A 25,547-nucleotide genomic window follows, 5' to 3' on the forward strand; every position below is an offset into this window, starting at 1 on the left:
AAGCAATTTTTGGGCTGCAAGGGATAGGCTGACTATGGTTGGTTGCGTTTCGGGTGAGCGTTTTCAAGTGAATCGAAAGGCAGCGATCGTTCTGCCGCTGCTTGCAGCTTTACTTAGCGGTTGCGGTTCAGCCGCCGTCAATGACACGTATGATCTCACGGCCGCGGTCAAGGCGAGCGGCCCGTCGATGAAGCGCCGGCAGATTCTGATCCCGCTGCCGACCGCGCTGCAGCCGCTCGACAGCAATCAGATCGTGATCCGCGTTTCGCCCCGGGAGATTCAGTATCTCGGCAAGTCGCAGTGGAGCGACAAGCTGAGCCGGATAGTGCAGTCGAAGCTGGTCGAAGCCTTCGAAAACACCGGCAAGCTCGGCGGCGTCGGCGTGCCGGGGCAGGGGCTGGCGATCGACTATCAGATCGTCACGGATATCAGGTCCTTTGAGATCGATACGGCGGCGGGCCAGAAATCGGCTGCTGTCGAAATCTCGGTTAAGATTCTCAACGACCGCTCGGGCACGGTCAAGGCGCAGAATGTCTTTCGCAAGGTCGTGCCGGTCAGCGGCGGCAGCAATCCGGATTTCGTTCGAGGGCTCGACACGGCCTTTGCCGGCGTGACGGCCGAACTCGTCGATTGGACGCTGCGCTCGATTTAGAGCAAATCCAGGTAAGGTTCGAAGCAGTTTTCGTACCGAAGTTGCTAAAGGACCGAGCCGTCTATCGCTCCATCAGGGACTTCAACGTGCCAAGGTCCTTCTCGATGTGCGCTGCGTCTGCGGTGAATTGCTCGTCGGTCATTCCCGGCAATCTTAGCAGCGTGAACATGACCTCGCAGCCATCGCCATTCGGCACGACGCGGAGCGCGTTTTGAACCTTCAAGCCGGATTCGATTGTTACCGTATGATCGATGACGCCGAATTCGTTGCGAGGCGCGAAGCTGACGCGGACGGTGCCGAGAATGCCCTTGGCAACCCAATCCTCGCCATCCTGCTCCAAACCCGATGCGAGTCCGGAGGCCCAGAGCGGCATGTTTTCCGGACGGCCGGCAAAGCCGTAAACTTCCTTCCAAGGGCGATCGATGGAGATATGAACGATCTTTGCGGTCATGGTCGACATGGATACCTCCTCCTGTATATTTGTCCTTTGTGAATTACCGAATTGGGCACGGACCGGCTCAATGGAAAGGCCGGTTCTTGAAGAATCCTGGGGCATTCTTGCACGGTCCTGCAATGGAGACGATTCGAGGCCGGCAAAGGCTTGCCGTTTCACGCCCGGAGTGCAACAACATCGGCTAACGCAGAGCCTGAAAATCGGAGTCAGTTTTTTCGGGTTATGTGTCATTTCAAAGTGTTATTGCGTCCTTTGCCCGTGTTCAGGCCGTGCAGCGCAGTACGCAGCCCATTGGAGGATTGTCGTGGAAAAGGCAGAAATCGGACTGATCGGTCTCGCTGTCATGGGATCGAATCTGGCGCTCAACATTGCCGAAAAGGGCAATAAAATCGCGGTGTTCAACCGCACGCCGCAGGTGACGGATGAGTTCTATGCGAACGCCGGTGCGCTGAAAGACAAGATCATTCCCTGCAAGACGATCGAGGAGTTCGTCGAAGCGATCCGTCCGCCGCGGCCGATCATCATCATGATCAAGGCCGGCGAGCCGGTCGACCAGCAGATGGCGGCGTTGCAGCCGTATCTCGACAAGGGCGACATCATGATCGACGCTGGCAACGCCAATTTCCGCGATACGATTTCGCGCTTCGACCGTCTGAAGGATACCGGCCTGACCTTCATCGGCATGGGTGTTTCGGGTGGTGAGGAAGGCGCGCGTCATGGTCCGTCGATCATGGTCGGCGGCACGGAAGAATCCTACAAGCGCGTCGAGAAGGTGCTGACTTCGATCGCCGCGAAGTACAAGGACGATCCGTGCGTCGCCTGGCTGGGCAATGACGGCGCCGGTCATTTCGTCAAGACGATCCATAACGGCATCGAATATGCCGACATGCAGATGATCGCCGAGATCTACGGCATCCTGCGCGACGGCCTCGGCAAGAGCGCCGCAGAGATCAGTGGCATCTTCGGCGAATGGAACAAGGGCCGGCTGAACTCCTACCTGATCGAGATCACCGAGAAGGTTCTGGCCGCCAAGGACCCGGCGACCGGCAATGCCATGCCCGACGTCATCCTCGACAAGGCGGGCCAGAAGGGCACCGGCAAATGGTCTGCCATCGAGGCTCAGAACATGGGCATCCCGGCAACCGCTATCGAAGCCGCTGTCGCAGCTCGTAGCCTGTCGGCCATCAAGGGGCAGCGCGAAGCCGCCCAGGAGATTTTCGGCACGCCGGATTATAAGTTCCCGATCGGCTTTGGTCCCGATTTGCTGAAGGATCTGGAGCTGGCACTCTTTGCCGCCAAGATCGGTGCCTATGCACAGGGCTTTGCCGTGATGGCGGAAGCCTCGAAGGAGTTCAACTGGTCGCTGCCGATGCCGGTCATCGCCAAGATCTGGCGCGCGGGCTGCATCATCCGTTCGCAGTTCCTCGATGAAATCACCAGCGCCTTCACCAAGGCGCCGGATGCCGCCAACCTCATCGTGACGCCGGCCTTCGCCGCCATGGTCAAGGAATCGATCCCGTCGCTGCGCCGCATTGTTTCTGCGGCCACGGCTTCCGGCCTGCCGGTTCCGGCTCTGGCTTCGGCGCTGACCTATTTCGACGCCTACCGCCAAGCTCGCGGCACTGCGAACCTCATTCAGGCGCAACGCGACTTCTTCGGCGCCCATGGTTTTGACCGCGTCGATGGCAAGGACATCCATCACGGCCCGTGGGGCAGCGGCGCGAACGGCTGATCCGCCGCTTCGGATTGAAGAGACTAAAGGAAAGGCCCGCCGGACATTTTCGGCGGGCCTTTTTCTTGTGAAGGTCAGCTTCGTTAGCTCTTTGGCCAGACAGGCGGGCTGATACTTTGCAGCAACTCGGGCTCGACGCCGTCTATGCGCGCAATGACCGCCTTACCCAGTTCCCGACCGGCTTGGCGAAAATCTTCGAGGATCGAGATGATTTCCGGGCGTATCCAGCTCAGCACATCCGTCGATTGCTTGGCGACCATATCGATATCGTGGCCGAGACGGAAACCTGCCGCTTCGAGGCCGGCATTGACGGCGATGGCGCCGGCGCTGCTGGAACAGACGAAGCCGTCAGGCGCATGGGGGGAACGCATCAGTTCCTCGACCGTATCCTTGATTTCGGAAAGCGTCGTGTCGGTACTGGCTCTCAGCGGAACCTCCTGGGCGTTGCATTCGCGCAGTCCCGTTTGAAAGCCGATCTGGGTGTGCAGGTAATAGGTGAGTTTGCCCGGCGGCTGCAAAAGCGCGATCCGCCGCCGCCCCTTGGCGACCAGGGCACGCACCGCCTCGCGCGCAAAAGCCTCGTTGTCGAAGTCGTGAAAAGGGTGGGAAATTCCCATATTCGTGCGCCCATGTGTCGCGAAAGGCATCCCGCGCTCGTGCATGAGTTCCACACGCGGATCGTCCGGCTCCGTGCGTGAGATGATGACGCCATCGGCCGAGCCGGTGTCCAGAATATAGCGCACGGGGACCAGCGGGTCCTTGCTATGCGAGTGCGGCGTAATGACAAGATGATATTGCGTACCGGCCAGAACCTCGGAAATGCCGAAGACCATCTGACTGGTGAAGCCCATGATTTCTTCGTCGATGCTGAGTACCAGGGCGATAACGTTGGTCTTCCCGGTCCTGAGACGCACGCCGGCACGATTGGGCTGATACCCCAATTGCCGGGCGACCATGCGCACGCGCTCCTTGGTCTCGGCGCCGATGTCAGGAGCATCTTTCAAGGCGCGTGAGACGGTGGTTATTCCGAGCCCGGTCATGAAGGCGATCGTCTTGAGCGTCGGTCGCTCGTGGGCGGATTGCGTGCCGCCGCCGGAAATCTTCTTACTGTCCATGTCCTGCAATGCTGCCTCCCGCGACCATCCGCTTATATTGCCTGCCGTAGCGCTGCAAGCATATGCGCGATGTGGTCACTCCTCCCTCGTCTCGAAAATCTGTAACGATACAGTAGAAAAGTCGAGCGCTTTTTCTGACGTCGATAGAGCCGGTATACCCGGCAGTTGAATCCACAGGTCCTGCCGAAAATTTTGCAAGTGCGAAAGGCAATTGAAAGGAGCTGGTGAATGATGATGAAAATAACGAAATATAATCAATAAATTAAATTGCTTCGTCACCCGGAAATGATGAGATGAATAGTCGGGCACTTTGGCTTATTTAGGAGAAGGAATGTAATCTTAAGTGGTATATTTGAGCTTGCTGAAAAATTTTGCGGGCGGGCGGTTGCGCGTTGAAAATGATTAGACTACGTTTTTCCGGTAACGTTTCAGTGAGGGAGGAGAACTCATGAATATTCGTTTGATGGCCGTTGCACTGGCTGCTTCCGTCGCGTTGCCGCTTGGTGCGGCCAAGGCAACTGACCTTGAAGTAACGCATTGGTGGACGTCCGGTGGTGAAGCTGCCGCCGTGGCCGAATTGGCAAAGGCGTTCGACGCGACCGGCAATCACTGGGTCGATGGTGCGATTGCCGGCTCGGGCAGCACTGCGCGTCCGATCATGGTCAGCCGCATCACCGGCGGCGACCCGATGGGTGCCACCCAATTCAACCATGGACGTCAGGCCGAGGAGCTTGTGCAGGCCGGTCTCATGCGCGATCTGACCGATGTCGCAACGCAGGAGCATTGGAAGGACATTATCCGTCCGTCGAGCCTGCTCGATTCCTGCACGATCAACGGCAAGATCTATTGCGCACCGGTCAATATTCACTCCTGGCAGTGGCTCTGGCTTTCGAATGCCGCCTTCAAGAAGGCCGGCGTTCCGGTTCCGAAGAATTGGGATGAATTTGTCGCCGCCGCTCCCGCGCTGGAGAAGGCAGGCATCGTTCCGCTCGCTGTAGGCGGTCAGCCCTGGCAGGCAACCGGTGCCTTCGACGTGCTGATGGTCGCGATCGCCGGCAAGGACACCTACCAGAAAGTATTCGGCGACAGGGATGCCAAAGTAGCGGCCGGTCCGGAAATCGCGAAGGTCTTCAAGGCCGCCGACGACGCCCGCAAGATGTCCAAGGGCTCCAACGTTCAGGATTGGAACCAGGCGACGAACATGGTCATCACCGGCAAGGCCGGCGGCCAGATCATGGGCGACTGGGCGCAGGGCGAATTTGCCCTCGCAGGGCAAAAGGCCGGCACGGACTACACCTGCCTTCCGGGTCTCGGTGTCAACGAAATCATCTCGACGGGCGGTGACGCATTCTACTTCCCGCTGCTGAAGGACGAGGCGAAGTCGAAGGCTCAGGAAGCTCTCGCCAAGACGCTTCTCGATCCGAAGACCCAGGTTGCCTTCAATCTCAAGAAGGGCTCGTTGCCCGTGCGTGGCGATGTGGACCTCGCAGCGGCGAACGACTGCATGAAGAAGGGCCTGGAGATTCTGAAGAAGGGCAATGTGATCCAGGGTACGGACCAACTTCTCTCTGCCGATACGCAGAAGCAGAAAGAAGATCTGTTCTCCGAGTTCTTCGCCAGTCCTTCGATGACGCCGGAAGCGGCGCAGAAGCGCTTCGTCGAGATCATCTCTGCGGCCGATTGATCCCAATCTTCTCGCTGTAGTGATACCGGCCCCTTGTGGGTCGGTATCACGGTCGGGACGCATCATGTTACCCGGCTAATTACAGCGCTTCTTATAGGCGGCCGGCCCACACGGATGTGACGGTCGACCGCCGATGAGGAGGGAGCGGCAGGAGCTGCGGTCATTGACCAGTTCCAGATCACCGAAGCAGTCGCGCTTCAGGAGGAGGCACAATGACGGGTCAAGCGAAAGCCGGCCGGCCAAATCAATATCTGCGCAATCTGAATTCGAAGATTGCATCCATTCCAATGATCCTTACGGCTGTCGTCATCTTTTTGGGCGGCACGATCTGGACGGTCGTTTATTCCTTCACCAATTCGAAGCTGCTGCCACGTCTCAGCTTCGTCGGACTGGATCAATACTACCGCCTGTGGGCAGCACCTCGGTGGGTCGTGTCCATTGAAAATCTCGCGGTTTACGGCATCTTTTCGTTGATCTTCAGTCTCGTCATCGGCTTCGTGCTGGCTGCGCTGATGGACCAGAAGATCCGGTTCGAAAATACCTTCCGCACGATTTTCCTTTATCCCTTCGCCCTCTCCTTCATCGTCACCGGCCTCGTCTGGCAGTGGCTGCTCAATCCCGAATTCGGCATCCAGTCGGTGGTGCGTTCGCTCGGTTGGACCACCTTCACCTTCGATCCGCTCTATACGCCGAGCATCGTCATCTACGGCGTGCTGATCGCTGCGCTCTGGCAGGGAACGGGCCTTGTGATGTGCTTGATGCTCGCCGGCCTGCGCGGCATCGATGAAGACATCTGGAAAGCAGCGCGCGTCGATGGGATCCCCATGTGGAAGACCTATCTGTTCATTGTCATTCCGATGATGCGCCCGGTCTTCATCACCACGCTGGTCATCATCGCCAGCGGTATCGTCAAGGTCTACGACCTTGTCGTCGCGCAAACGAGCGGCGGACCTGGCATCGCTTCGGAAGTCCCGGCGAAATACGTCTACGACTACATGTTCCAGGCGCAGAACCTCGGTCAGGGGTTTGCAGCCTCCACCATGATGCTGGTGACCGTCGCTATCGTCATTATCCCCTGGGCCTATCTGGAATTCGGCGGAGGGCGCAACCGTGTCTGATACAATCACTCTTAAGAATGCGAACAGCGGCGCCGTTGCGACTGACAAGGCGCTCTCGGAACCGCAGGGTGCAAAGCCGCGCCGCGCGATTTCCGGCCGCAACATCATGCTCTACGGCACGCTCTTCGTTGCCGCCACCTACTATCTGCTGCCGCTTTATGTGATGATCGTTACATCCCTGAAGGGCATGCCGGAAATCCGGCTTGGCAACATCTTCGCACCGCCGCTGGAGATCACGTTCGAACCCTGGGTGAAAGCCTGGGCAACGGCTTGCACCGGTCTCAATTGCGACGGTCTTTCCCGCGGGTTCTGGAATTCCGTACGCATCACCGTGCCGTCCACGATCTTTTCGATCGCAGTCGCTTCAGTCAATGGTTATGCGCTTGCCAACTGGCGGTTCAAGGGCGCGGATTTCTTCTTCGCGATCCTCATCGTCGGCGCGTTCATCCCCTATCAGGTGATGATCTATCCGATCGTCATCGTGCTGCGCGAAATCGGGATCTACGGCACGCTCAGCGGACTGATCCTGGTGCACTGCATCTTCGGCATGCCGATCCTGACCTTGCTGTTCCGCAATTATTTCGCATCGCTGCCCGTGGAGCTTTTCAAGGCTGCGCGTATCGACGGGGCGGGTTTCTGGCAGATTTTCCTGCAGATCATGCTGCCCATGTCGCTGCCGATCTTCGTCGTTGCCATGATCCTGCAGATTACGGGCATCTGGAACGACTTCCTGTTCGGCGTCGTCTTCACCAGGCCGGAGTATTACCCGATGACTGTGCAGCTCAACAATATCGTCAATTCTGTCCAGGGTGTGAAGGAATACAACGTCAACATGGCTGCAACGATCCTGACGGGTCTTGTTCCATTGGTCGTTTATTTCGTGTCGGGACGGCTTTTCGTTCGCGGCATTGCCGCCGGCGCCGTGAAGGGGTGATCCATGACCAGCAGCGTTTCCATCAAAGACCTGTCGCTTGATTTCGGCGCGGTCACGGTTCTGAAAAACCTCAACCTCGAGATCAACGACGGCGAATTCCTCGTGCTGCTCGGCTCGTCCGGCTGTGGCAAGTCGACATTGCTCAACTGCATCGCCGGCCTGCTGGACATCACCGAAGGCAAGATCTTCATCAAGGGCAAGAACGTCACCTGGGAAGAGCCCAAGGATCGCGGCATCGGCATGGTGTTCCAATCCTATGCGCTCTATCCGCAGATGACGGTTGAAAAGAACCTTTCCTTTGGGCTGCGCGTCGCCAAGCTGCCGCAGGCGGAGATCGACAAGCGCATCGCGCGGGCCGCTGAGATCTTGCAGATCCAGCCGCTCTTGAAGCGCAAGCCGGCCGAGCTTTCGGGTGGCCAGCGCCAGCGCGTAGCGATCGGCCGTGCCCTGGTGCGCGATGTCGACGTGTTCCTGTTCGATGAGCCCTTGTCGAACCTCGATGCCAAGCTGCGTTCGGAACTGCGCGTCGAAATCAAGCGTCTGCACCAGTCGCTGAAGAACACGATGATCTATGTCACCCACGACCAGATCGAGGCGCTGACGCTTGCCGACCGCATCGCCATCATGAAGAGCGGCATCATCCAGCAGCTCGACGATCCGGCAACGATCTACAACAGGCCGCGCAATCTCTTCGTTGCCGGCTTCATCGGATCGCCGTCGATGAATTTCCTGCATGGCGAGCTGGTGAGCCGCGAGGGCAAGATAGCCTTCGCCACCAATGATGTGATTTTCTCGCTCGCTGGCTATGATGCCGGCGAGGCATTGGAGCCGGGCCGTAAGGTCATTCTCGGGGTTCGGCCCGAGCACATCAAGGTGAACGAGGATCTGGGTCCCGATACGGAGGTGCACAATGCGACCGTCGATATCGAAGAGCCGATGGGTGCCGATAACCTGCTTTGGCTCAAGCACGCTGGCCACACCATGTCGGTGCGTATCAACGGGGCGCGGCGCTTCAGCGCGGGTGCGCGTGTGAAGCTCGGCTTCGATATGTCGCTCGCCTCGCTCTTCGACGCTGAGACAGAGCTCAGAATATAATCACATGAATGGAGGCGGCTTTTGTCGCCTCCATATGCAGCGGTTCTGGAGGTCCGATGTCGTCTTCACTTAATGGCACTTTTTTTGTCGATCTGGCTGGTCAGTGGCGGCTCACCTCGCCGGACAGCGATCATTCCATCTCCATGCCCGTGCCGGGCGACGTCCATACCGCCCTTCATGCCGCAGACGTCATTCCGGATCCCTATTTCGGCCGCAACGAAGAGGTGGTGCAGTGGGTCGCAAAGCAAGATTGGCAAGTCGAACGTAGCTTTACGCTCGATGATGCAGAAGGCGACTGGTATCTCGACATCGACTATCTGGACACGGTCGCGAGCGTTTATGTCAACGATACGCTCGTCCTCGAAGGCGACAATTGCTTCCAGCGCTACCGCCCAGATGTCTCCAAGGCACTGAAGACGGGCCAGAATACCGTCCGCATCGTGCTGCATTCGAGCATCAAGGCGGGTGCGGAACTTCAGGCAAAGCAGCCGTTCTACATTCCCTACAGCACCGCCAATTCGCCAATCCCGAACGGCAACATGCTGCGCAAGCCGCAATGCCATTTCGGCTGGGACTGGAATATCGCTGTCGCACCGCTCGGCCTCTACGGCACGGTTGCGCTGAAGAAGCTCGAGACTGCCCGCATCGAGAATGTAGTGACCCGCCAGGTGCACAATACCGACGGCTCGGTCGACCTGATGGTGACTGTGGCGCTGTTCGCAAGGGGCATCGGCGTAGCCCAAGTCTATTTCTCGCTCGGCGATGAACGTGTGCGGCTCGACATCGGCGTCAATGCCGGCGAGACCTCGGTGACGCATGTCCTCCATATCGACAAGCCAAAGCTCTGGTGGCCGGCTGGCAGCGGCGAACAGGCTCTTTACATGCTCTCCGTCGAGACCAATTCCGAGACGGTGACCCGGCAGATCGGTCTGCGCACCGTCGAGCTGATCACGGACGAGGATGAAGCGGGCAGCCGTTTTGCACTCAAGGTCAACGGACGCGAAATCTTCGCCCGCGGCGCCAACTGGATTCCGGCAGATGCGCTGTTTTCACGTTCAAGCCCTGCTTTGACCGAGGACCTGTTGCAGTCGGCCGCTGCAGCCAACATGAACATCATCCGCATTTGGGGCGGCGGTTTTTACGAACATGACTGGTTCTACGATATCTGCGACCGCCTGGGTCTGATGATCTGGCAGGACTTCATGTTCGCCTGCAATCTTTATCCCTCGACCGGCGATTTCCTGGGGAATGTTGAAGCGGAGGTCGGCTATCAGGTCAAGCGCCTGGCGACGCACCCGTCGATCGTGCTCTGGTGCGGCGACAATGAGCTCGTGGGGGCGCTCACCTGGTTCGAGGAATCCCGCAGGGATCGCGACCGCTATCTTGTTTCCTACGATCGCCTGAATCGGACGATCGAGCAGGCGATGAAGAAAGCTGCGCCGGACGCGATCTGGTGGCCGTCGAGCCCGGCGTCCGGCTATCTCAATTTCGGCGACGCCTGGCATGCCGACGGCTCCGGCGACATGCATTACTGGTCGGTCTGGCACGAGAACAAGTCCTTCGACAATTACCGTTCCGTGCGCCCGCGCTTCTGCTCGGAATTCGGTTTCCAGTCCTACACGTCGCTGCCTGTCATCAAGACCTATGCCGCCGCCAAGGATATGAATATCGCGTCGCCGGTGATGGAACTGCACCAGAAGAATGCCGGCGGCAACGAGCGCATCGCCGGCACGATGTTCCGCTATTTCCGCTTCCCGAAGGACTTTCCGAATTTCGTCTACCTGAGCCAGGTGCAGCAGGGCCTCGCCATCAAGACGGCGGTGGAATATTGGCGGTCGCTCAAGCCGCATTGCATGGGCACCATCTATTGGCAGCTCAATGACACTTGGCCGGTGGCTTCCTGGTCGAGCCTCGATTACGGCGGGCGTTGGAAGGCGATGCATTATCTCGTGCGCCGCTTCTTCCAGCCGGTTTCGGTCGCAGCCATTCCCTCCGAGGACAACCAGACCATCCGCTTCTCGCTCGTCAATGACACCAATGCCGATGTCACCGTCGACATTGCCGTGTCGCTGCTCAAGCTCGATGGCGAGCGCGTGCCGCTGACGAAGGCTCATGCGGTCTGCACGCCGGATGCGGCCGTCACCGCGCTGTCGATCGACGTATCTCAGGTGCCGGCCGATTGCCTGTTGGCGTGGCATTTCACCGCATCGAACGGAATGGGCGGCGAGGGGCACTATGTTCACGGCACCTACAAGGCTTTGGAGCTTCAACCCGCAGGTCTTACCGTGCAACGGGAGGAGATCGAGGAGGACGGCACGTTGCAGCTCACCGTGACGGCGAAGGGATTGGCGCTGTTCGTGATGATCGAAAGCGAGACGGAAGGGCGTTACTCCGACAACGCCTTCGATCTTGCCGCCGGTGAGAGCCGCCGCATCGTCTTCACGCCGGCTAAACCGCTTGCCGGCAGCGTTCCCGACTTCCGCTTCTACGATTTGCAGTCCAGCCAATCGGTGGACTGAGATACCAGCCGCCTTTCGGTGGCGACTTACGGGCCGCAGGCCCAAAACAGACGGCCGCGAGGCCATTGGAGGAAATATCGATGACGAAACTTGGATTCCAGCTTTATAGCGCCCGCAATTTTCAGCCTTATTCGGATATCCTCGCAAAGCTCGGCAAGGCCGGTTATGCGGAAGTCGAAGGTTTTGGCGGCATCTATTCCGATCTGGACGAAGCTGGTTTGAAGAGCCTGCGTGCCGAGCTCGACAAGAACGGCCTGGCCATGGCGAGCGGCCATTTCAGCCCGGATTTCCTTGATGGGCAGGTGCAGAAATCGCTGACCGTTGCCAAGGTCCTCGGCATGGATTCGATCTATGCGCCGCACTTGGCCGCCGATCAGCGCCCGAAGGATGCTGCCGGCTGGCTCGCTTTCGGCAAGCGTCTGCATGAGATGAGCAAGCCCTACAAGGATGCCGGCTTCGAGTTCGGTTGGCACAATCACGACTTCGAATTCGTCAAACAGGCCGATGGCTCGCTGCCGATCGAACAGATCTTCGAAGGCGCTCCGGATATCTCCTGGGAAGCTGATATTGCCTGGGTCGTCCGCGGCGGCGCAGATCCCTTCGCATGGATCGAAAAGCTCGGCTCGCGCATTTCCTCCGTCCACGTCAAGGACATCGCCCCGGCTGGCGAAAACAAGGATGAAGACGGCTGGGCCGACCTCGGTCACGGCACTGTCCCGTGGCCGAAGCTGATTAAGGCGCTCGCCGGCACCAAGGCAAAGCACTATGTGCTCGAGCACGACAATCCGAGCGATATCGATCGCTTGATCACCCGTTCCATCGCATCCTTCAAGACCTACTGAGGCATTCCACATGACTAAGGAACTTGGCGTCGGCATCATCGGATGCGGCAATATCTCAACCACCTATTTCAAGCTTTCTCCGCTCTTCAAGGGCCTGAAAGTGCTCGCCTGCGCTGATATCAACATGGACGCGGCGCGCCTGCGCGCCGAGGAATATCAGGTGAAGGCGCAAACGATCGACGAACTGCTCGCCAATGACGAGCTCGACGTCATCGTCAACCTGACGATCCCGGATGCGCATTTCCCGGTTTCCAAGCGCATCCTGGAGGCCGGAAAGCACGTCTACTCCGAAAAGCCGCTGGTGCTGACGCTGGAGCAGGGCGAAGAGCTGCGCCGTATCGCCAAGGAAAAGGGGCTTGCCGTCGGCTGCGCTCCAGACACCTTCCTCGGCGGCGCCCATCAGCTCGCTCGCAAGTTCATCGACGACGGCGGCATCGGCCGTATTACCTCGGGCGCCTGCTATGTCATGAGCCCGGGCATGGAAATGTGGCATCCGAACCCGGACTTTTTCTTCCTGCCGGGCGGCGGTCCGATCCTTGATCTCGGCCCCTATTACGTCGCCAACCTCATCAACCTGATCGGCCCGGTCAAGCGTGTCGGCGCCATGACGTCGATGGCGTCGGAAACCCGTACCATCACCAGCGAGCCGCGCAGCGGCGAGGTCATCCCGGTGAAGACGCCGACGACGATCCAGGCGCTGCTGGAATTCGTCAGCGGCGCAACGGTGACATTGACGGCAAGCTGGGATGTCTGGTCGCATCGCCATGCCAATATGGAACTCTACGGCACCGAAGGTTCGCTCTACGTGCCCGATCCAAACTTCTTCGGCGGCACGGTCGAAGCCAGCGGCCGCAGCAAGGACATCAAGCCAATCGATGAATGGGCGCATCCTTTCGGCATTATCAATCAGGAGAGCCCGAACGGCGCACGAGCCAACTACCGCACGGCAGGCCTTGCCGACATGGCGGCAGCACTGATCGAGGGCCGCGATGCCCGCTGCTCGCTCGACCGTACGCTGCACGGTGTCGATGTCATGACCTCGATCCTGAAATCGGGTGCGGAGAACCGTTTCATCGATCTGACCACGACCTGCACGCAGCCGGCCGCACTTGGCATCGAAGAGGCGCAGGAGCTCTTGAAGTGAGCGCGGGAAAAGCTAGTTTGCGCGCGGGTAATTAGCCCGCGCGTTTTTCATCACAGAGGAATTGGAACTATGGCTTGGCAACCGGCATCCGATCGCTATGCGAACATGAAATACAACAGAACAGGCCGCTCCGGTCTGAAGCTGCCGGCGGTTTCGCTAGGGCTCTGGCACAATTTCGGCGGTGATACCCCGCATGATCGCAAGGTCGACATGTGCCGCACCGCTTTCGATCTCGGCATCACCCATTTCGACCTCGCCAACAATTACGGTCCGCCTCCCGGCAGCGCCGAAACCGCCTTTGGCGAAATTCTGCGCACCGATTTCGCCGGCCTGCGCGACGAGCTGATCATTTCCTCCAAGGCCGGCTACGACATGTGGCCGGGTCCCTATGGCGAATGGGGCAGCCGCAAATACCTGATCGCTTCCTGCGACCAGAGCCTGAAGCGCATGGGTCTCGACTATGTCGATATCTTCTATTCGCATCGCTTCGATCCGGATACGCCGCTGGAAGAGACCTGCGGTGCGCTCGATCATATCGTTCGTTCGGGCAGGGCGCTTTATGTCGGTATCTCCTCCTACAATTCGCAGCGCACCCGCGAAGCCGCAGCCATTTTGAAGGATCTCGGCACGCCCTGCCTGATCCACCAGCCGAGCTATTCCATGCTCAATCGCTGGGTCGAGGATGACGGCCTTGTGGACGTGCTGGAAGACCTCGGCATCGGCTCGATTGTCTTCTCGCCGCTTGCACAGGGGATGTTGACCACGAAATATCTGGGCGGCATTCCCGAGGACAGCCGCGCTGCCCAGAACCATTTCCTGAAGCGCGACTTCATCCGTCCGTCGATCATCGACAATATCCGCAAGCTCAACGAGATCGCGGAGAAGCGTGGCCAGACGCTGGCGCAAATGGCGATCGCGTGGGTTCTGCGCGGCGGCCGCGTTACCTCCGCACTGATCGGCGCCAGCCGCTCGTCGCAGATCGTCGATTGCGTCAAGGCGCTCGACAATCTCGAATTTACCGCAGGAGAGCTCAAAGAGATCGATGTCTACGCCCGCGAGGCTGACATCAATCTCTGGGCCAAGTCGGCCGAGCGCGAATAAGCATTCAGGACGCCCGGAACCAGCTTCCGGGCGTTTTTCTTTGTCTGCGTCGTGATCGGCAGGCCGTTGCCGGTGGCGTATCCATAGCTGTGCGAACGGCGCATATTGCATGTTCTCTGGAGGAGATGGTTCCATGATCCGCAACCCGATTTTGCCGGGCTTCAACCCCGATCCATCCATCTGCCGCGTGGGCGAGGATTACTACATCGCCACCTCGACCTTCGAATGGTATCCGGGCGTGCAGATCCATCATTCGCGCGATCTGGTGAATTGGACGCTGGTGCGCCGGCCGCTGGAGCGGGCCTCGCAGCTCGACATGCGCGGCGAGCCGGATAGCTGCGGCATCTGGGCGCCATGCCTTTCCTATGCCGATGGCCTGTTCTGGCTGGTCTATACCGACGTCAAACGCTACGATGGCAATTTCAAGGATGCGCATAACTACATCGTGACGTCGCCGACGATCGAGGGCGAATGGTCCGAGCGGTCCTACGTCAACTCATCGGGCTTCGATCCCTCGCTCTTCCATGATGATGACGGCCGCAAATGGTTCGTCAACATGCAGTGGAACCACCGCACCGAGAGCTATGGCGGCTCGCCGAAGACGCCGGCCTTCGACGGTATTCTGCTGCAGGAATGGGATGCGCAGACGAAATCGCTGAAGGGGCCGATCAAGAATATCTTTGCCGGCACCGAACTCGGTTTGGTCGAGGGACCGCATCTCTTCAAGCGGAACGGTTGGTACTATCTGACGACGGCCGAAGGCGGCACGGGCTATGACCATGCCGTCACCATGGCGCGTTCGCGCAATATCGATGGACCCTACGAGCTGCATCCGAACAAGCATCTCATCACCTCGAAGGATCATCCGGAAGCGGCATTGCAGCGGGCAGGGCATGGCCAATATGTCGAAACATCAGATGGCCAGTTCTATCACACGCATCTCTCGGGCCGGCCGCTACCGCCGCATCGCCGCTGCACGCTCGGGCGCGAAACCAGCCTGCAGAAATGCGTCTGGAAGGAAGATGAGTGGCTCTACCTCGAAAACGGCACGGTGGTTCCCGATGTCGAGGTGCAGGGCCTACGCCACGCGCTGCCCATCGAGAAGCCGCGCCGCAGCGGCTACAATTTCGATGGCGCCGAGCTACCGAAGGATTTCCAGTGGTTGCGTACGCCGCAGCCGGAACGCATCTTCAGCCTGACGGAACGGCCCGGTCACCTGCGTCTATTTGCGCGAGAAAGCATCGGCTCCTGGTTCGAACAGGCACTCGTTGCCCGCCGGCAGGAGCATCACAGCTTCCGCGCCGAAACGGTCATCGAGTTTCAGCCCGACACCTATCAGCAGGTCGCTGGCCTGACGCACTACTATAACCGGTTCAAGCTGCACGCGATTGTCGTCACCCTGCACGAAAAACTTGGCCGTTCCGTCACGATCATGACCTGCGGCGGCGATTACCCGAATGGTCGGCTGAGCTTCCCGATCGGAGGCGGCGTCTCCGTTCCGAATGGACGTATCCAGCTTGCCATGGAGGTCCACGACAACGACCTGCAGTTTTTCTGGCAGGCCGAGGGCATGGGAGCATGGCTGGCTATCGGCCCGGTCCTCGACGCTGGCGTCATTTCCGACGAGGGCGGCCGTGGCGAACATGGTTCCTTTACGGGCGCCTTCACCGGCATGTTTGCCTTCGATACGTCAGGCCGGGCAAAGACGGCTGATTTCGATTGGTTTAACTACGACGAGCTGTGAACTGTTTTCGATTTGTCGATCGCTCACCTGCCTGCCTTTGTTCGCAAGGGCGGGCGGGATTGTTTTTGAGCTGCCGCCTGTCACTAAACTTACGTATTTGTTCGATTAACAAATGCTCGCAAACGCATAATTTCTATTACAAAATTGTAACAATCTCTTCAGATTCGCTTCACCTCTTGCAGGATAACTCTGCCCGCAGATAATAAGAAAATAAATTGAGGAAACATTCGATGAAAAAGCTCTTCTCCGTCCTGCTCGCCGCTTCGGTTCTGGCAACCCCGCTGGCGATGGCGTCCGAAGCCAGTGCGGCGCCGGAGAACAAGCAGGCTGTCGTCGTTGAGAAAAATGGCGCCAAGAAGAAAGTTGTCGTCCGCAAGGGCGATTGGGTGAAGGGGCGTCGGCTATCCGCTTCCGATCGCAGCCGCGCGGCCAGCGTCGATTATCGCCGTTATCACCTGTCGGCTCCGCCACGCGGCTATCATTGGGTTCGCATCCACAACAGCTTCCTGCTTGTCGGTATCACCAGCGGTTTGATCTCCAAAGTGCAGGTCGCTCACTGAACTCAGTCTGACATCGGAATGAAAAGGCGGCCCGGCGGGCCGCTCTTTTTGTGACGCATTTTCCCCGTATTTCGGCTTGAATCAAAAATCCCCGGCTCGATGACCGGGGATTTTTGTTTGCGCATTATCCGAGCTATCAGCTCAAACGTCCCGCCGCATGCGCCAGCATGGTGTAGACCTTGCCGGTGTCGGAGGTCAGGTAGGACTGCGTGACGCTGCGGTCACGGTCGGTACGGGCGACGTCCGCAAGCAGCTTTTCGAAATCGGCGATATAGCGATCGACGGCGGTGCGGAATTCCGGCTCGCGGTCGTATTTGCGCTTGATCTCGTCAAAGGTCTGCTGGCCCTTCAGCGTGTAGAGGCGGCGAGTAAAGACATCCCGCTCGCCGCGCTGATAACGCCGCCACAGATCGACAGAAGCATCGTGGTCGATGGCCCGGGCGATATCGACCGAAAGCGAGTTCAGCGATTCGACCACATGCCGCGGATTACGCGCGACCGGTGCTGCCTCCGTCTGCGGGCGTGGTGCAGCCTGGCGGGCCGGCGGCAGGTCGGCAAGGTCGTCGCGCGACGCGCCGCGCAGAAGATCGCTGATCCAGCCGCCGCCAGCCGCCGTTTCCTGGCGGGCCGGAGCCGGCGTCTCGATCGGGCGCGGCTGCGGCGCAACCGGACGCTCGGTGATGGTGCCACGGAGGCCCAAAGCCTCGATCGGCGGCTGCTGTGGCTGAGGCACCGGCTGCTGCGGTATCGACTGCTGCGGCGCCGGTTGCTGTGCTATCGGCTGAACGGGCGCCTGCGGGGCAGGCTGCTGGGGCCGGGGAGTTGCCGCAACCGGAGCCGGCGCTGCCGGGGCAGGTGCCGCCGGACGAGGACGCTGAGCCGGCTGCGCATCGGCCAGCGCACGGGCCGAAGGCTCGGAGATTTCCAACTGCTGCGTCGAGCGGCCGACGATCTGCGAAATGTCCTGCAGTGCCTTGATCTGTTCGGCAACGGCGCGGCGCATGGCGGCAGCGCTTTCCTTGGCCTCTTCCGGCAGGTCGAAGGCGCCGCGCTTCAGTTCGCTGCGGGTCAGGTCGAGTTCCCTGCGGATGTCGCCTGCCGAGCGGCGGATCTCGTCGGTGGCGCCCGAGAAGCGGCCGACGGCATCGTCGACGGCGACGCGCAGTGTCTCGCGCAACTGCTGGGCTGCGCCGTCCGAAGTTTTGCTGGCTTCTGTCAGCATATGCTCGATGTCGGCGATCGAAGCGGAGAGACCGCCGCGGAGACGGTTCGTCAGCTCGCCCGAGCGACGCTCGGCGTTGGCGAAGGTACCGTCTATCGTCTGGTTGGCTTCTTCGCCCGCCTTCTGAAGCGCGCTGCGCATGCTTTCCGCAGCCTGTTCGGCGCGGGTTTCCGCGTCGGAGAGCACACGGCCGATATCGGCGAAGGAGGATTGAACGCCCTGGCGCAGATTGCCGGTGACCTGGTTGGAGCGCTGTTCGGCGCGGTCGAAGGCGCTTTCCACCATGCTGCCGAGGGCGCGCATGGTGTTTTCGATCTCCTCTGAGCGCTGCACCAGGCCAATGGACAGGTTCTGCAACGCCGTTTCGCGTTCTTCCAGCGTCGAGACGAGGTTCGACTGTGCAGCACCCAAGAGCTGGGAGGCCTGCGACAGAACCTTGGAATGCTCGTCGAAGCGGCCGATGATGCCGCCGACCTGCGACAGCGTCTTGCCGGAAACATCCGAGAGCTTGTCGACCTTGCCTTCGAGAAGCCGCGTCGAGGCAGACACCATTTCGCCCGCCTTCGATGCGGAGTCGGCGAACCGGGCCGATGTCGCGTTGAGGCGGCCGTCGATGGTGGCGAATTCCTCGGCGGCACTCGTCAGCATGCCGGCGATCGCGGAGTTGTTCTCCGCCAGTCGCTCGATGATGCCGTTGACGCTGGCAAGAAGGTTGTTCTCCAGCGCGCTGACTGCGTTGGCGGCATGTTCGGTGCGAGCCGAGATTGCTGCCAGCGTATCATTGGTACGCGAGGCGATCGCGTTGATCAGAGCGGCGTTTTCGGCGCGCAAACGATCGCTGCTTTCCTGAGCGGCGGCCGAGATGAGCGCTGCGGCTTCCTGGCCGGTCGCAGCGTAGCGGTCGACGATCGGGCGGGCCTTCTCATCGATCAGGCGCGACAACTCGCTGGAGCGGCCGGCGAGCATGGAGTTCAGCTCACGCGTGCGCTCGTCCAGCGAAGAACGGATCGACGTGCCGCGGGCTTCCAGAGCCTTGTCGACATCGGCAAGCGTCGAGTTGATCTCGCGAGCACGATCTTCAAGGCTGGTGCGGATCGCATTGCTGCGCTCGTCGAGCGAGCGCTCGACCTGCGCCATGGTGGAGGCGATCTGTTCGCTGCCACCGGCGAGCGTGTTGCGGATGGCGGCGCCGCGTGCTTCCAGCGACTGCTCTGCGGACGACAGCGCCTGCGAAATGGCGTTGACCTGGTTGCCGACGAGGCCCTCAGCCTCTGCAACCTTGTTGACGATCGCGTTGCCGGCTTCTGAGAATGTCTGAGCGACTGCAGCCGCCTGGCTCGCCAGACGGTTATGCGTTTCGGAGACGCGCGTGACGATCTCTTCGGAACGCTCGTTCATGGAGCGGGTAAAGGCATCGCTGCGGTTGCCGAGATCGTCGGCGAATTGCTGGCCGGTGCGGGCAAGCAGGTCGGCCGTGCGCGTCGCCTCGCTGTCCATGCCCTGAGCGGCATCGGCAACGGCAGTGCGCAACGTCGTGGCGAGGTTCGTGGCCTTGCCTTCGATGGTGCGGTTGACGGCTTCGAGGCCGACATTCAGAGCGCGGTCCATGGTCGATAGGCGCTCTTCGATGTGGGCGCTGCCGCTTTCGAGCGCCTGGCTCAGATTGGCCGTGCGGCTATCGATCGCTTCCGCCATGGTTGCCAGGCGATTGTCGAGCGCGGCTGCAATGCGGGCCGCAGCGTCGCCGCCGCTACGGTCGATCTGCGTGACGCCGCTCGAAAGCGTGTCGGACAGTCGGTTACCGGCAGCATCGACCTGCGCTGCAACGCCGCCGACGCCATCATGGATACGGTTTTCGAGGGCGGACAGGCTGGCTTCAACGCGCGAACCGGTCTCGGCGAAGCGGCTGGTCATGCCGTCGATGGACTGGTTGAGGTTGGAAGAGAATGTCTCGGCCGAGCGCGTGATGTCGCCGGCTGCCTGCTGAATGCGACCGGCAATATCGCCCGCGCCGCCATGCAGCCGGTCCTCGAGCGCTCTTGCACTGGCGTCGATGGTCTGGCGCAGCGAAGCTTCGCGATCTTCCAGCGACATTTCCAGCATGCTGGCGCTGGTGGCGATCGAGGTGCCGATCGCGGTTGCCTGTTCAGTCAGCGTATTGTCGAGCTGCGCATGGGCATCACGCAGCGTCAGGCTGATGGCGTTGCTGCGGTCCTCGAGGGTGTTGCGCATCCGCTCATAGGCGGAGGCAAGGTTTTCGTCCATCTGCGACAGGCCGATGCCCAGCGTGTTTTCGAGCTGGCGCGTCGTGGTGTTGAGCGCGCTTTCGATGCGCTCGGCCGAACCGCCAACGACGGTTTCGAGGCGGTCGCTGCTGCTGCCGAGCAGGCCGGAGAGCGCTTCGGTATGAGCGCTGAGCGAGCGGTCGAGACGATCCTGATTTTCGGTATAAGCGGCGCGGATGGCATCGGCCTTGTCGCCAAAGGCACCGGCGACGCGGGATTCCGCACCGGCGACGCTATCGAGCAGGGCGTTGGAACGGGATTCCAAAGCACTCTCGAAACGGCTCTGATTTTCGGCGAGCGTGATGGCGAATGCCATGCTCTTGTCGTCGAGCGCATCGGTCAGCGCCGCATGGCCGCTGGTAACGGAGTGGGCAATCGCCTCGGCGCTGTTTGCCAGCGTTTCCTCGATGCGAGCCTGATTGTCTGACAACGCGATGGCAAGCGCCAGCGTCTTGTCGTCGAGGCTGCTGACGATCTTGTCGTGCGTGCCAGCGACCGTATCGGAGAGCGCGTCCAATCGGCTGGAAAGGGCATCTTCAAGCCGCGATTGCGTGTCGGAAAGCGAAATGGCCAAGGCCATCGCCTTTTCGTCCAGCGCGTCGGCAAGGCTGCTGTGGCTGCCCGTGAAGGCGTTGGTGATCGCTTCGGCGCGATTGGACAGCGTTTCCTCGAGGCGCGACTGGCCGGTCGTCAATGCTGCCGCCAGAGCCTTGGTCTTGCCGTCCAGCGTATCTGCGACGCCTTCGGCGTGGCCAGAAAGAGTATCTTCCAGGCGGGCCTGGCTCTCGGAGAGCGCAACGGCAAGCGCCATCGTCTTGTCGTCGAGCGTGTCGGCGAGTTTGCTATGCGTATCGGCAATCGCGCTCGTCAGGCCTTCGACACGACCAGAGAGCGTTTCTTCGAGACGGGACTGGCTATTGCTGAGTGCCGCGGCCAGTGCTCTCGTCTTGTCATCCAGGGTGCTGGCCAGTGCGTTGTGCGTATCGGCAATCGCGCCGGTGAAGCCCTCGACGCGACCGGACAACGTGTCTTCCAGGCGTGCCTGGCTGTCGGAGAGAGCGATGGCCAGCGCCATCGTCTTGTCGTCGAGCGTGTCGGTGAGCTTGTCGTGCGTCTCCGCCAGCGCGCTGGTCAGGCTTTCGGCCCGGCCCGTGAACGTGTCTTCGATGCGCGACTGGCCATCGGAGAGGGCGATGGCGAGCGCCATCACCTTGTCGTCCAGGGTATCGGCGAGCTTGCTGTGGGTTTCGGCAACGGTGCTGGTAATCGCATCGGCGCGGCTTGCGAGCGTATTTTCAAGACGAAGCTGGTTTTCGGCCAGCGAAATGGCCAGCATCGAGGTGCGCTCGTCGAGGGCTGCGGTCAGATGCTCATGGCTGCCGGTGACGGCATTGATGATACCCTCGGAGCGGTCAGTCAGAGTCTGCTCGAAACGTGACTGGTTGTCCGAGAGCGCGCCAAAGAGGGAGGCGCTGCGCTCGGCCATGACGGCGTCGATGCGCTCGTGCGCCGAACCAAGCGCCTGCGTGATTTCGCCGGTGCGGGCCGAAAGCGTATTGTTGATCTCGCTGGCGCGGCCGAGGAAGGTGTTGGTGAGCTCGCTCGTGCCCTTGTTGAGGGCGGAGGAGATATCCGACGTCGCCGTCTGCAGCGCCTTGGTGAATTCGCCCGAATGTGCCGCAAGCGTATCGTTGAGTTCGTTGGAGCGGCCGGCGAAAGCGGATGTCAGTTCCTCGGTTCCGCTCTTCAACGCGGCGGAGACGTCACGCGTTACGCCTTGGACGGCGGAGGTGAAGGTGCCCGCATGAGAGGAAAGGGCGGAGTTCAGCTCGTTGGTTCCGGAGGCGAGGGCCGAGGTAATTCCGTTCGTTGCGCCCTCGAGAGCGGAGGCGATCTCGAGGGCCTTGGAGCCGATCGCGCTTTCCAGCACTTCCTGGCTGGTGGCGAGCGTCGTTGCCAGCGCAAAGGACTGGTCGGTCAGCGAAGAACCGAGGCGCTCGATGCTGGAATTCAGGATGCCGTCGATGGCATCCGAGCCGCCGCTCAGCGTTTCGTTGATCCGTGTCAGGCTTTCCGACAATTTGCTGTCCAGCGAGCCGGCACGCTTGTCGAAAGCGGAGGTGAACTCCGAGACGCGTTCGTCGAAGGCCGTCGAAATCTGCGCCACGGTCGACTGCATACGCTCTTCGAAGAAGCCGGTGCGCAGGTCGATGTCCATAATAGTGTCGTCGGCAGTCGACTGCAGGCTCTGGCGGAAGCTTGCGCCCTTTTCATCAAGGGCGCTGTTGAGCTTGGAGAGCACATTGTCGAGTGTGCCGGTGATCGAGCGTTCGCTGCCGGTCAGGCTTTCGCTGATTTCACGCGTGCGGGCGACCAGAGTCTCGTTCAATTGACGGGCGCGTTCGTTGAGCGCGGTGTTCAGCTTGTCGGTGTTGGCATCGAGCGTGGAGGCGCGGGTTTCGAACTGGCCCAACAGCTCCTTGCCGCGTTCCGCCAGCGTCGATGACAGCGATTCAAGACGCGTATCGAATTCCTGGCTCAGCGCAAAGCCGGACGCATTGAGATTCTGCAACAGGCTGTCGGTCTTGGCGGCGAGCAGGGTGCCGAGCGTCTCTACGGCGGTATCGGTTTTCTCCATCAGCGTCGCTGCGCGCGTATCGATCATGGAAGCGAAAGCTTCGCCCGAGGTCGACAGGCGCACGGCAATTTCCTCGGTCGCCAGCGACAGATCTTCCTTGATCTGGTCGTGAACACCAACGATCGACGAGCGGATGCGTTCGGCGTGGTTGACGATGGCGTCGCGTTCCGAGCCGAGTTCATGCACGAGGCCGCGCACGCGCAGTTCGTTATCGGCGTAGCTGCGCTCCAGCGCATTGACTTCGGTATGAACCAGCGTCTCAAGCTCAGTGGCGCGTGCGATCGTCCGCTCGATGCCTTCGTTCATGGCCGAGACTTCGCGGCGCACCGCCTGACCGACGGTCATGATGCGTTCGGAAGCAACGGTTTCCGGCTCGGCGAGGCGCAGCGCGACTTCCGCCATCGAGCGGGCCGCATTGCGCATATCCTGGGCCCGCGAAATCATCATGCCGAAAGCATAGAAGAGAAGGACGGGAACGATGATGCCGATGATGCATGCGATGACGCCGGGAAGGGCGGCGAGATCGGCGACCGTGCGGATGTTCAGGAGCTGCGAGCCGTAAAGCAGAAAAGCGAGGCCGATGCCGCCGATGATCCAGAACAGCGAGAAGATCGTCGCGTTACGGACGGCGCGGCTCTGCGAACCGCCATCGAGGGATTTCAGGATGCTGGCCGGGCTGACGCGGTTGGCGTCATTGGCCGGAGCAAAGATCGGGCTCTTCGGCACTTCGGTCGGCCGGGCCGCTGCGGCGCTCCGCGCGGCGGCTGCCTTGCGTGCCGCATCATCCTGGGTCTGTCTTGCAGGCGGATTCGATGGCTCAGACACTCTTGTCTCCGGGGTGTCAGGCGTTGAACCGTTGCGAGGCTCCAAGGTCTCGTCACTGAAATCGATCTGCAAAGCTTCATCCAAAGCCTGAAAGGCCTTGTCTTCGATCGACTCGATGTACTTTTTGTTCGCCATACGGTTACGCCTCGTTACAACTCGATCGGGCCTGCCGTGTCTTCTCCGGAAATCCGCCAACGTCCGGAAAAGACGAACCTGCCTCCCGTTAGGTCACCCGCCTCGACTGACGCCGGAGGTGGATTTCCCATTACATTTCATAGTGGATATCCGCTTTTTCAAACGAATGGTATTAAAACATTACCACTATCCACCCCTTGGGCAAAGGCATGTGCCATGAACCCAATTTGCCAGTACCGTAGTGACACATTCCCCCATGCGTGACAATTAATTCCACGGCTGGAGTCTTGTCCCATTAAGTCATTGTTAACACTTTTCATCTGCGCAACTTGCTGAAAACCTAATAATTTAGCCATGTTTAACGCGCATTAACCATGTCGGCAGATTTAGGCCCCACCTGTGCCAAAATTTAACTGGATCGCCATCGGCTGGCCGCAACCATACGGCAGATCCCAGAGACAGTTATAGATATAAGACGGGAGACTTGGCACATGGCAGCATTGAATATCGCGTTCGAAGCTCCGGACAATTCGCGGGGTGCGGCGCCGTCGCGAGAGCGGGCGATCGATCTGGTTCACCTGGCGAAGCAGACGATGGGCGACAAGGCGCTCGAAGTGGAAGTGCTTCAGATGTTTGCCCGGCAGGCGCGGTCCTGTCTGCAGGAAATCGGCTGCGGCGATCGCAAGCGTGCAGCGGCCGCATCGCATCGGTTGAAGGGCGCGGCAAGTGCCGTCGGTGCGTTCAAGGTGGCCGATGCCGCCAATGCGCTCGAAAGCGATGTCGGTGATGCCGCGCGCATGGCTGCTGTCACGGCCTGCGTCATCGAGGCTGAGAACTTCATTCTGAAGTTGTCGCGTTGAGCTGACGCCGCGCGCGATCACTTGATCTTTGCCATTGCGCCGCCAAACGGTTTCTGCCGTTTCGGCGGCGCAATTGTTGACTGCCCCCGGGAATTGTTGGAAGAAAAATTCCGGATCCTCCCTTCACTCACGAATACCGGAATTCAATCACATGACCAAATTGACCATCGTCGCTTTCGACGGCACCCGTTTTGATCTCGACGCCGACGAGGGCTCCACCGTGATGGAAAATGCCGTACGCAATTCCGTACCAGGCATCGAAGCGGAATGCGGCGGCGCCTGTGCATGCGCCACCTGTCATGTCTATGTCGACGAGGAGTGGGCCGAGAAGGTCGGCGGCCCGGAAGCGATGGAAGAAGACATGTTGGATTTCGCCTTCGATGTCCGCCCGAGTTCGCGTCTCTCCTGTCAGATCAAGCTGACGAAGGCGCTTGACGGCCTCGTCGTGCATGTTCCGGAGCGCCAAGCCTGAGGCCTACCTCCCAGCAGATTTGGGATGCGTCAACAAAAAGAAGCCCCGCTCAGCTTGTCGCAGCGAGCGAGGCAAGGCGGGCGCATCACCAACAGGCAAGGGAGGAAACACCTGCGGCTTCAGGACGCGCCAGGAGAACACTGGACGCACGCGTTACACGTCAACTCGACGGCGCGGCGGGACGAATAACCCGTCAACGCAAGAACTTTGATCGGTCTTTGCGAAAACCCCTCCGGCTTCCGATGATAAGCCGCCGAAGCGGATCACCCCGATATTTGATAGGAAAAACCTATTTCAGATTCTCGTAAAGTTCAAAAATGAGAAGTTGTGAATGATTCACAGGTATAGTGACAGTTTTCACACAGATTGCTGTGGTCAGGACGCAATTTTCGCGAAAAAAGTGTCTTAGCGACCCG

The 25,547-nt window shown here is 60.1% G+C and carries 17 protein-coding genes; 14 read left to right on the forward strand and 3 right to left on the reverse strand.

From position 1 onward, the window contains the following. The first annotated feature begins 34 nt into the window (after window positions 1-34). Window positions 35-652 carry an ABC-type transport auxiliary lipoprotein family protein gene (locus GGD50_RS11185; protein ID WP_107108243.1) on the forward strand — a complete coding sequence of 206 codons (618 nt, stop codon included), beginning with the start codon at window positions 35-37 and terminating at the stop codon, window positions 650-652. A 61-nt stretch (window positions 653-713) separates the two neighbouring features. On the opposite strand, the gene GGD50_RS11190 is transcribed toward GGD50_RS11185, so the two are convergent. Beyond that, entirely contained in the window at window positions 714-1,112 is a 399-nt protein-coding gene (locus GGD50_RS11190) for an SRPBCC family protein (RefSeq protein WP_107108242.1), read from the reverse strand. A gap of 298 nt (window positions 1,113-1,410) precedes the next feature. Between GGD50_RS11190 and gndA the strand changes: the two genes are divergently transcribed. After that, window positions 1,411-2,838: an NADP-dependent phosphogluconate dehydrogenase gene (gene gndA / locus GGD50_RS11195; RefSeq protein WP_107108241.1), complete on the forward strand. Its 1,428-nt coding sequence runs from the start codon at window positions 1,411-1,413 to the stop codon at window positions 2,836-2,838. 83 nt (window positions 2,839-2,921) lie between these two features. On the opposite strand, the gene GGD50_RS11200 is transcribed toward gndA, so the two are convergent. Next, on the reverse strand, window positions 2,922-3,953 hold the full coding sequence (locus GGD50_RS11200; protein ID WP_107108533.1) for a LacI family transcriptional regulator: 1,032 nt from the start codon (window positions 3,951-3,953) through the stop codon (window positions 2,922-2,924). 448 nt (window positions 3,954-4,401) lie between these two features. Between GGD50_RS11200 and GGD50_RS11205 the strand changes: the two genes are divergently transcribed. The 10 genes from GGD50_RS11205 (at window position 4,402) to GGD50_RS11250 (ending at window position 16,694) form a co-directional block, all read left to right on the forward strand. Further along, the gene (locus tag GGD50_RS11205; protein WP_107108240.1) at window positions 4,402-5,637 is read left to right on the forward strand and encodes an ABC transporter substrate-binding protein; all 1,236 of its coding nucleotides are present in this window, start codon (window positions 4,402-4,404) and stop codon (window positions 5,635-5,637) included. Window positions 5,638-5,849: 212 nt separating this feature from the next. Then, the gene (locus tag GGD50_RS11210) at window positions 5,850-6,755 is read left to right on the forward strand and encodes a carbohydrate ABC transporter permease (RefSeq protein WP_107108239.1); all 906 of its coding nucleotides are present in this window, start codon (window positions 5,850-5,852) and stop codon (window positions 6,753-6,755) included. Then, window positions 6,748-7,689, forward strand: a complete 942-nt coding sequence (locus GGD50_RS11215; RefSeq protein WP_107108238.1) for a carbohydrate ABC transporter permease — start codon at window positions 6,748-6,750, stop codon at window positions 7,687-7,689. Before GGD50_RS11210 ends, GGD50_RS11215 begins: the two co-directional genes overlap by 8 nt. Window positions 7,690-7,692: 3 nt before the next feature. After that, window positions 7,693-8,784: an ABC transporter ATP-binding protein gene (locus GGD50_RS11220; protein ID WP_107108237.1), complete on the forward strand. Its 1,092-nt coding sequence runs from the start codon at window positions 7,693-7,695 to the stop codon at window positions 8,782-8,784. A 56-nt stretch (window positions 8,785-8,840) separates the two neighbouring features. Beyond that, window positions 8,841-11,303 (forward strand): beta-mannosidase, encoded by a 2,463-nt coding sequence (locus GGD50_RS11225; protein WP_107108236.1) that lies wholly within the window; start codon window positions 8,841-8,843, stop codon window positions 11,301-11,303. Between the two features lie 80 nt (window positions 11,304-11,383). Next, window positions 11,384-12,145: a sugar phosphate isomerase/epimerase family protein gene (locus GGD50_RS11230; protein ID WP_107108235.1), complete on the forward strand. Its 762-nt coding sequence runs from the start codon at window positions 11,384-11,386 to the stop codon at window positions 12,143-12,145. A 10-nt stretch (window positions 12,146-12,155) separates the two neighbouring features. Next, complete coding sequence (locus GGD50_RS11235; protein WP_107108234.1) at window positions 12,156-13,289, forward strand: Gfo/Idh/MocA family protein; 1,134 nt, start codon at window positions 12,156-12,158, stop codon at window positions 13,287-13,289. A gap of 69 nt (window positions 13,290-13,358) precedes the next feature. Next, complete coding sequence (gene mgrA, locus GGD50_RS11240) at window positions 13,359-14,390, forward strand: L-glyceraldehyde 3-phosphate reductase (RefSeq protein ID WP_107108233.1); 1,032 nt, start codon at window positions 13,359-13,361, stop codon at window positions 14,388-14,390. A gap of 133 nt (window positions 14,391-14,523) precedes the next feature. Next, the gene (locus tag GGD50_RS11245; protein ID WP_107108232.1) at window positions 14,524-16,134 is read left to right on the forward strand and encodes a glycoside hydrolase family 43 protein; all 1,611 of its coding nucleotides are present in this window, start codon (window positions 14,524-14,526) and stop codon (window positions 16,132-16,134) included. 230 nt (window positions 16,135-16,364) lie between these two features. Then, window positions 16,365-16,694, forward strand: coding sequence for an RcnB family protein (locus GGD50_RS11250; RefSeq protein ID WP_107108231.1), 330 nt, complete (start codon window positions 16,365-16,367; stop codon window positions 16,692-16,694). Window positions 16,695-16,830: 136 nt separating this feature from the next. Here the strand turns inward: GGD50_RS11250 and GGD50_RS11255 are convergent, their stop codons facing one another. Further along, window positions 16,831-23,799: an apolipoprotein A-IV repeat region-like domain-containing protein gene (locus GGD50_RS11255; protein ID WP_107108230.1), complete on the reverse strand. Its 6,969-nt coding sequence runs from the start codon at window positions 23,797-23,799 to the stop codon at window positions 16,831-16,833. Window positions 23,800-24,290: 491 nt separating this feature from the next. Here GGD50_RS11255 and GGD50_RS11260 point away from each other — a divergent pair, with 491 nt between their 5' ends. Together GGD50_RS11260 and GGD50_RS11265 are read left to right on the forward strand one after the other, a co-directional pair. Beyond that, window positions 24,291-24,659, forward strand: coding sequence for an Hpt domain-containing protein (locus GGD50_RS11260; protein WP_107108229.1), 369 nt, complete (start codon window positions 24,291-24,293; stop codon window positions 24,657-24,659). A 151-nt stretch (window positions 24,660-24,810) separates the two neighbouring features. Beyond that, entirely contained in the window at window positions 24,811-25,131 is a 321-nt protein-coding gene (locus GGD50_RS11265; RefSeq protein ID WP_107108228.1) for a 2Fe-2S iron-sulfur cluster-binding protein, read from the forward strand. Window positions 25,132-25,547 lie beyond the last annotated feature (416 nt).

The sequence above is a fragment of the Martinezella paranaensis genome, assembly GCF_014200235.1.
In the GTDB taxonomy this organism is placed as follows: Bacteria; Pseudomonadota; Alphaproteobacteria; order Rhizobiales; family Rhizobiaceae; genus Rhizobium; species Rhizobium paranaense.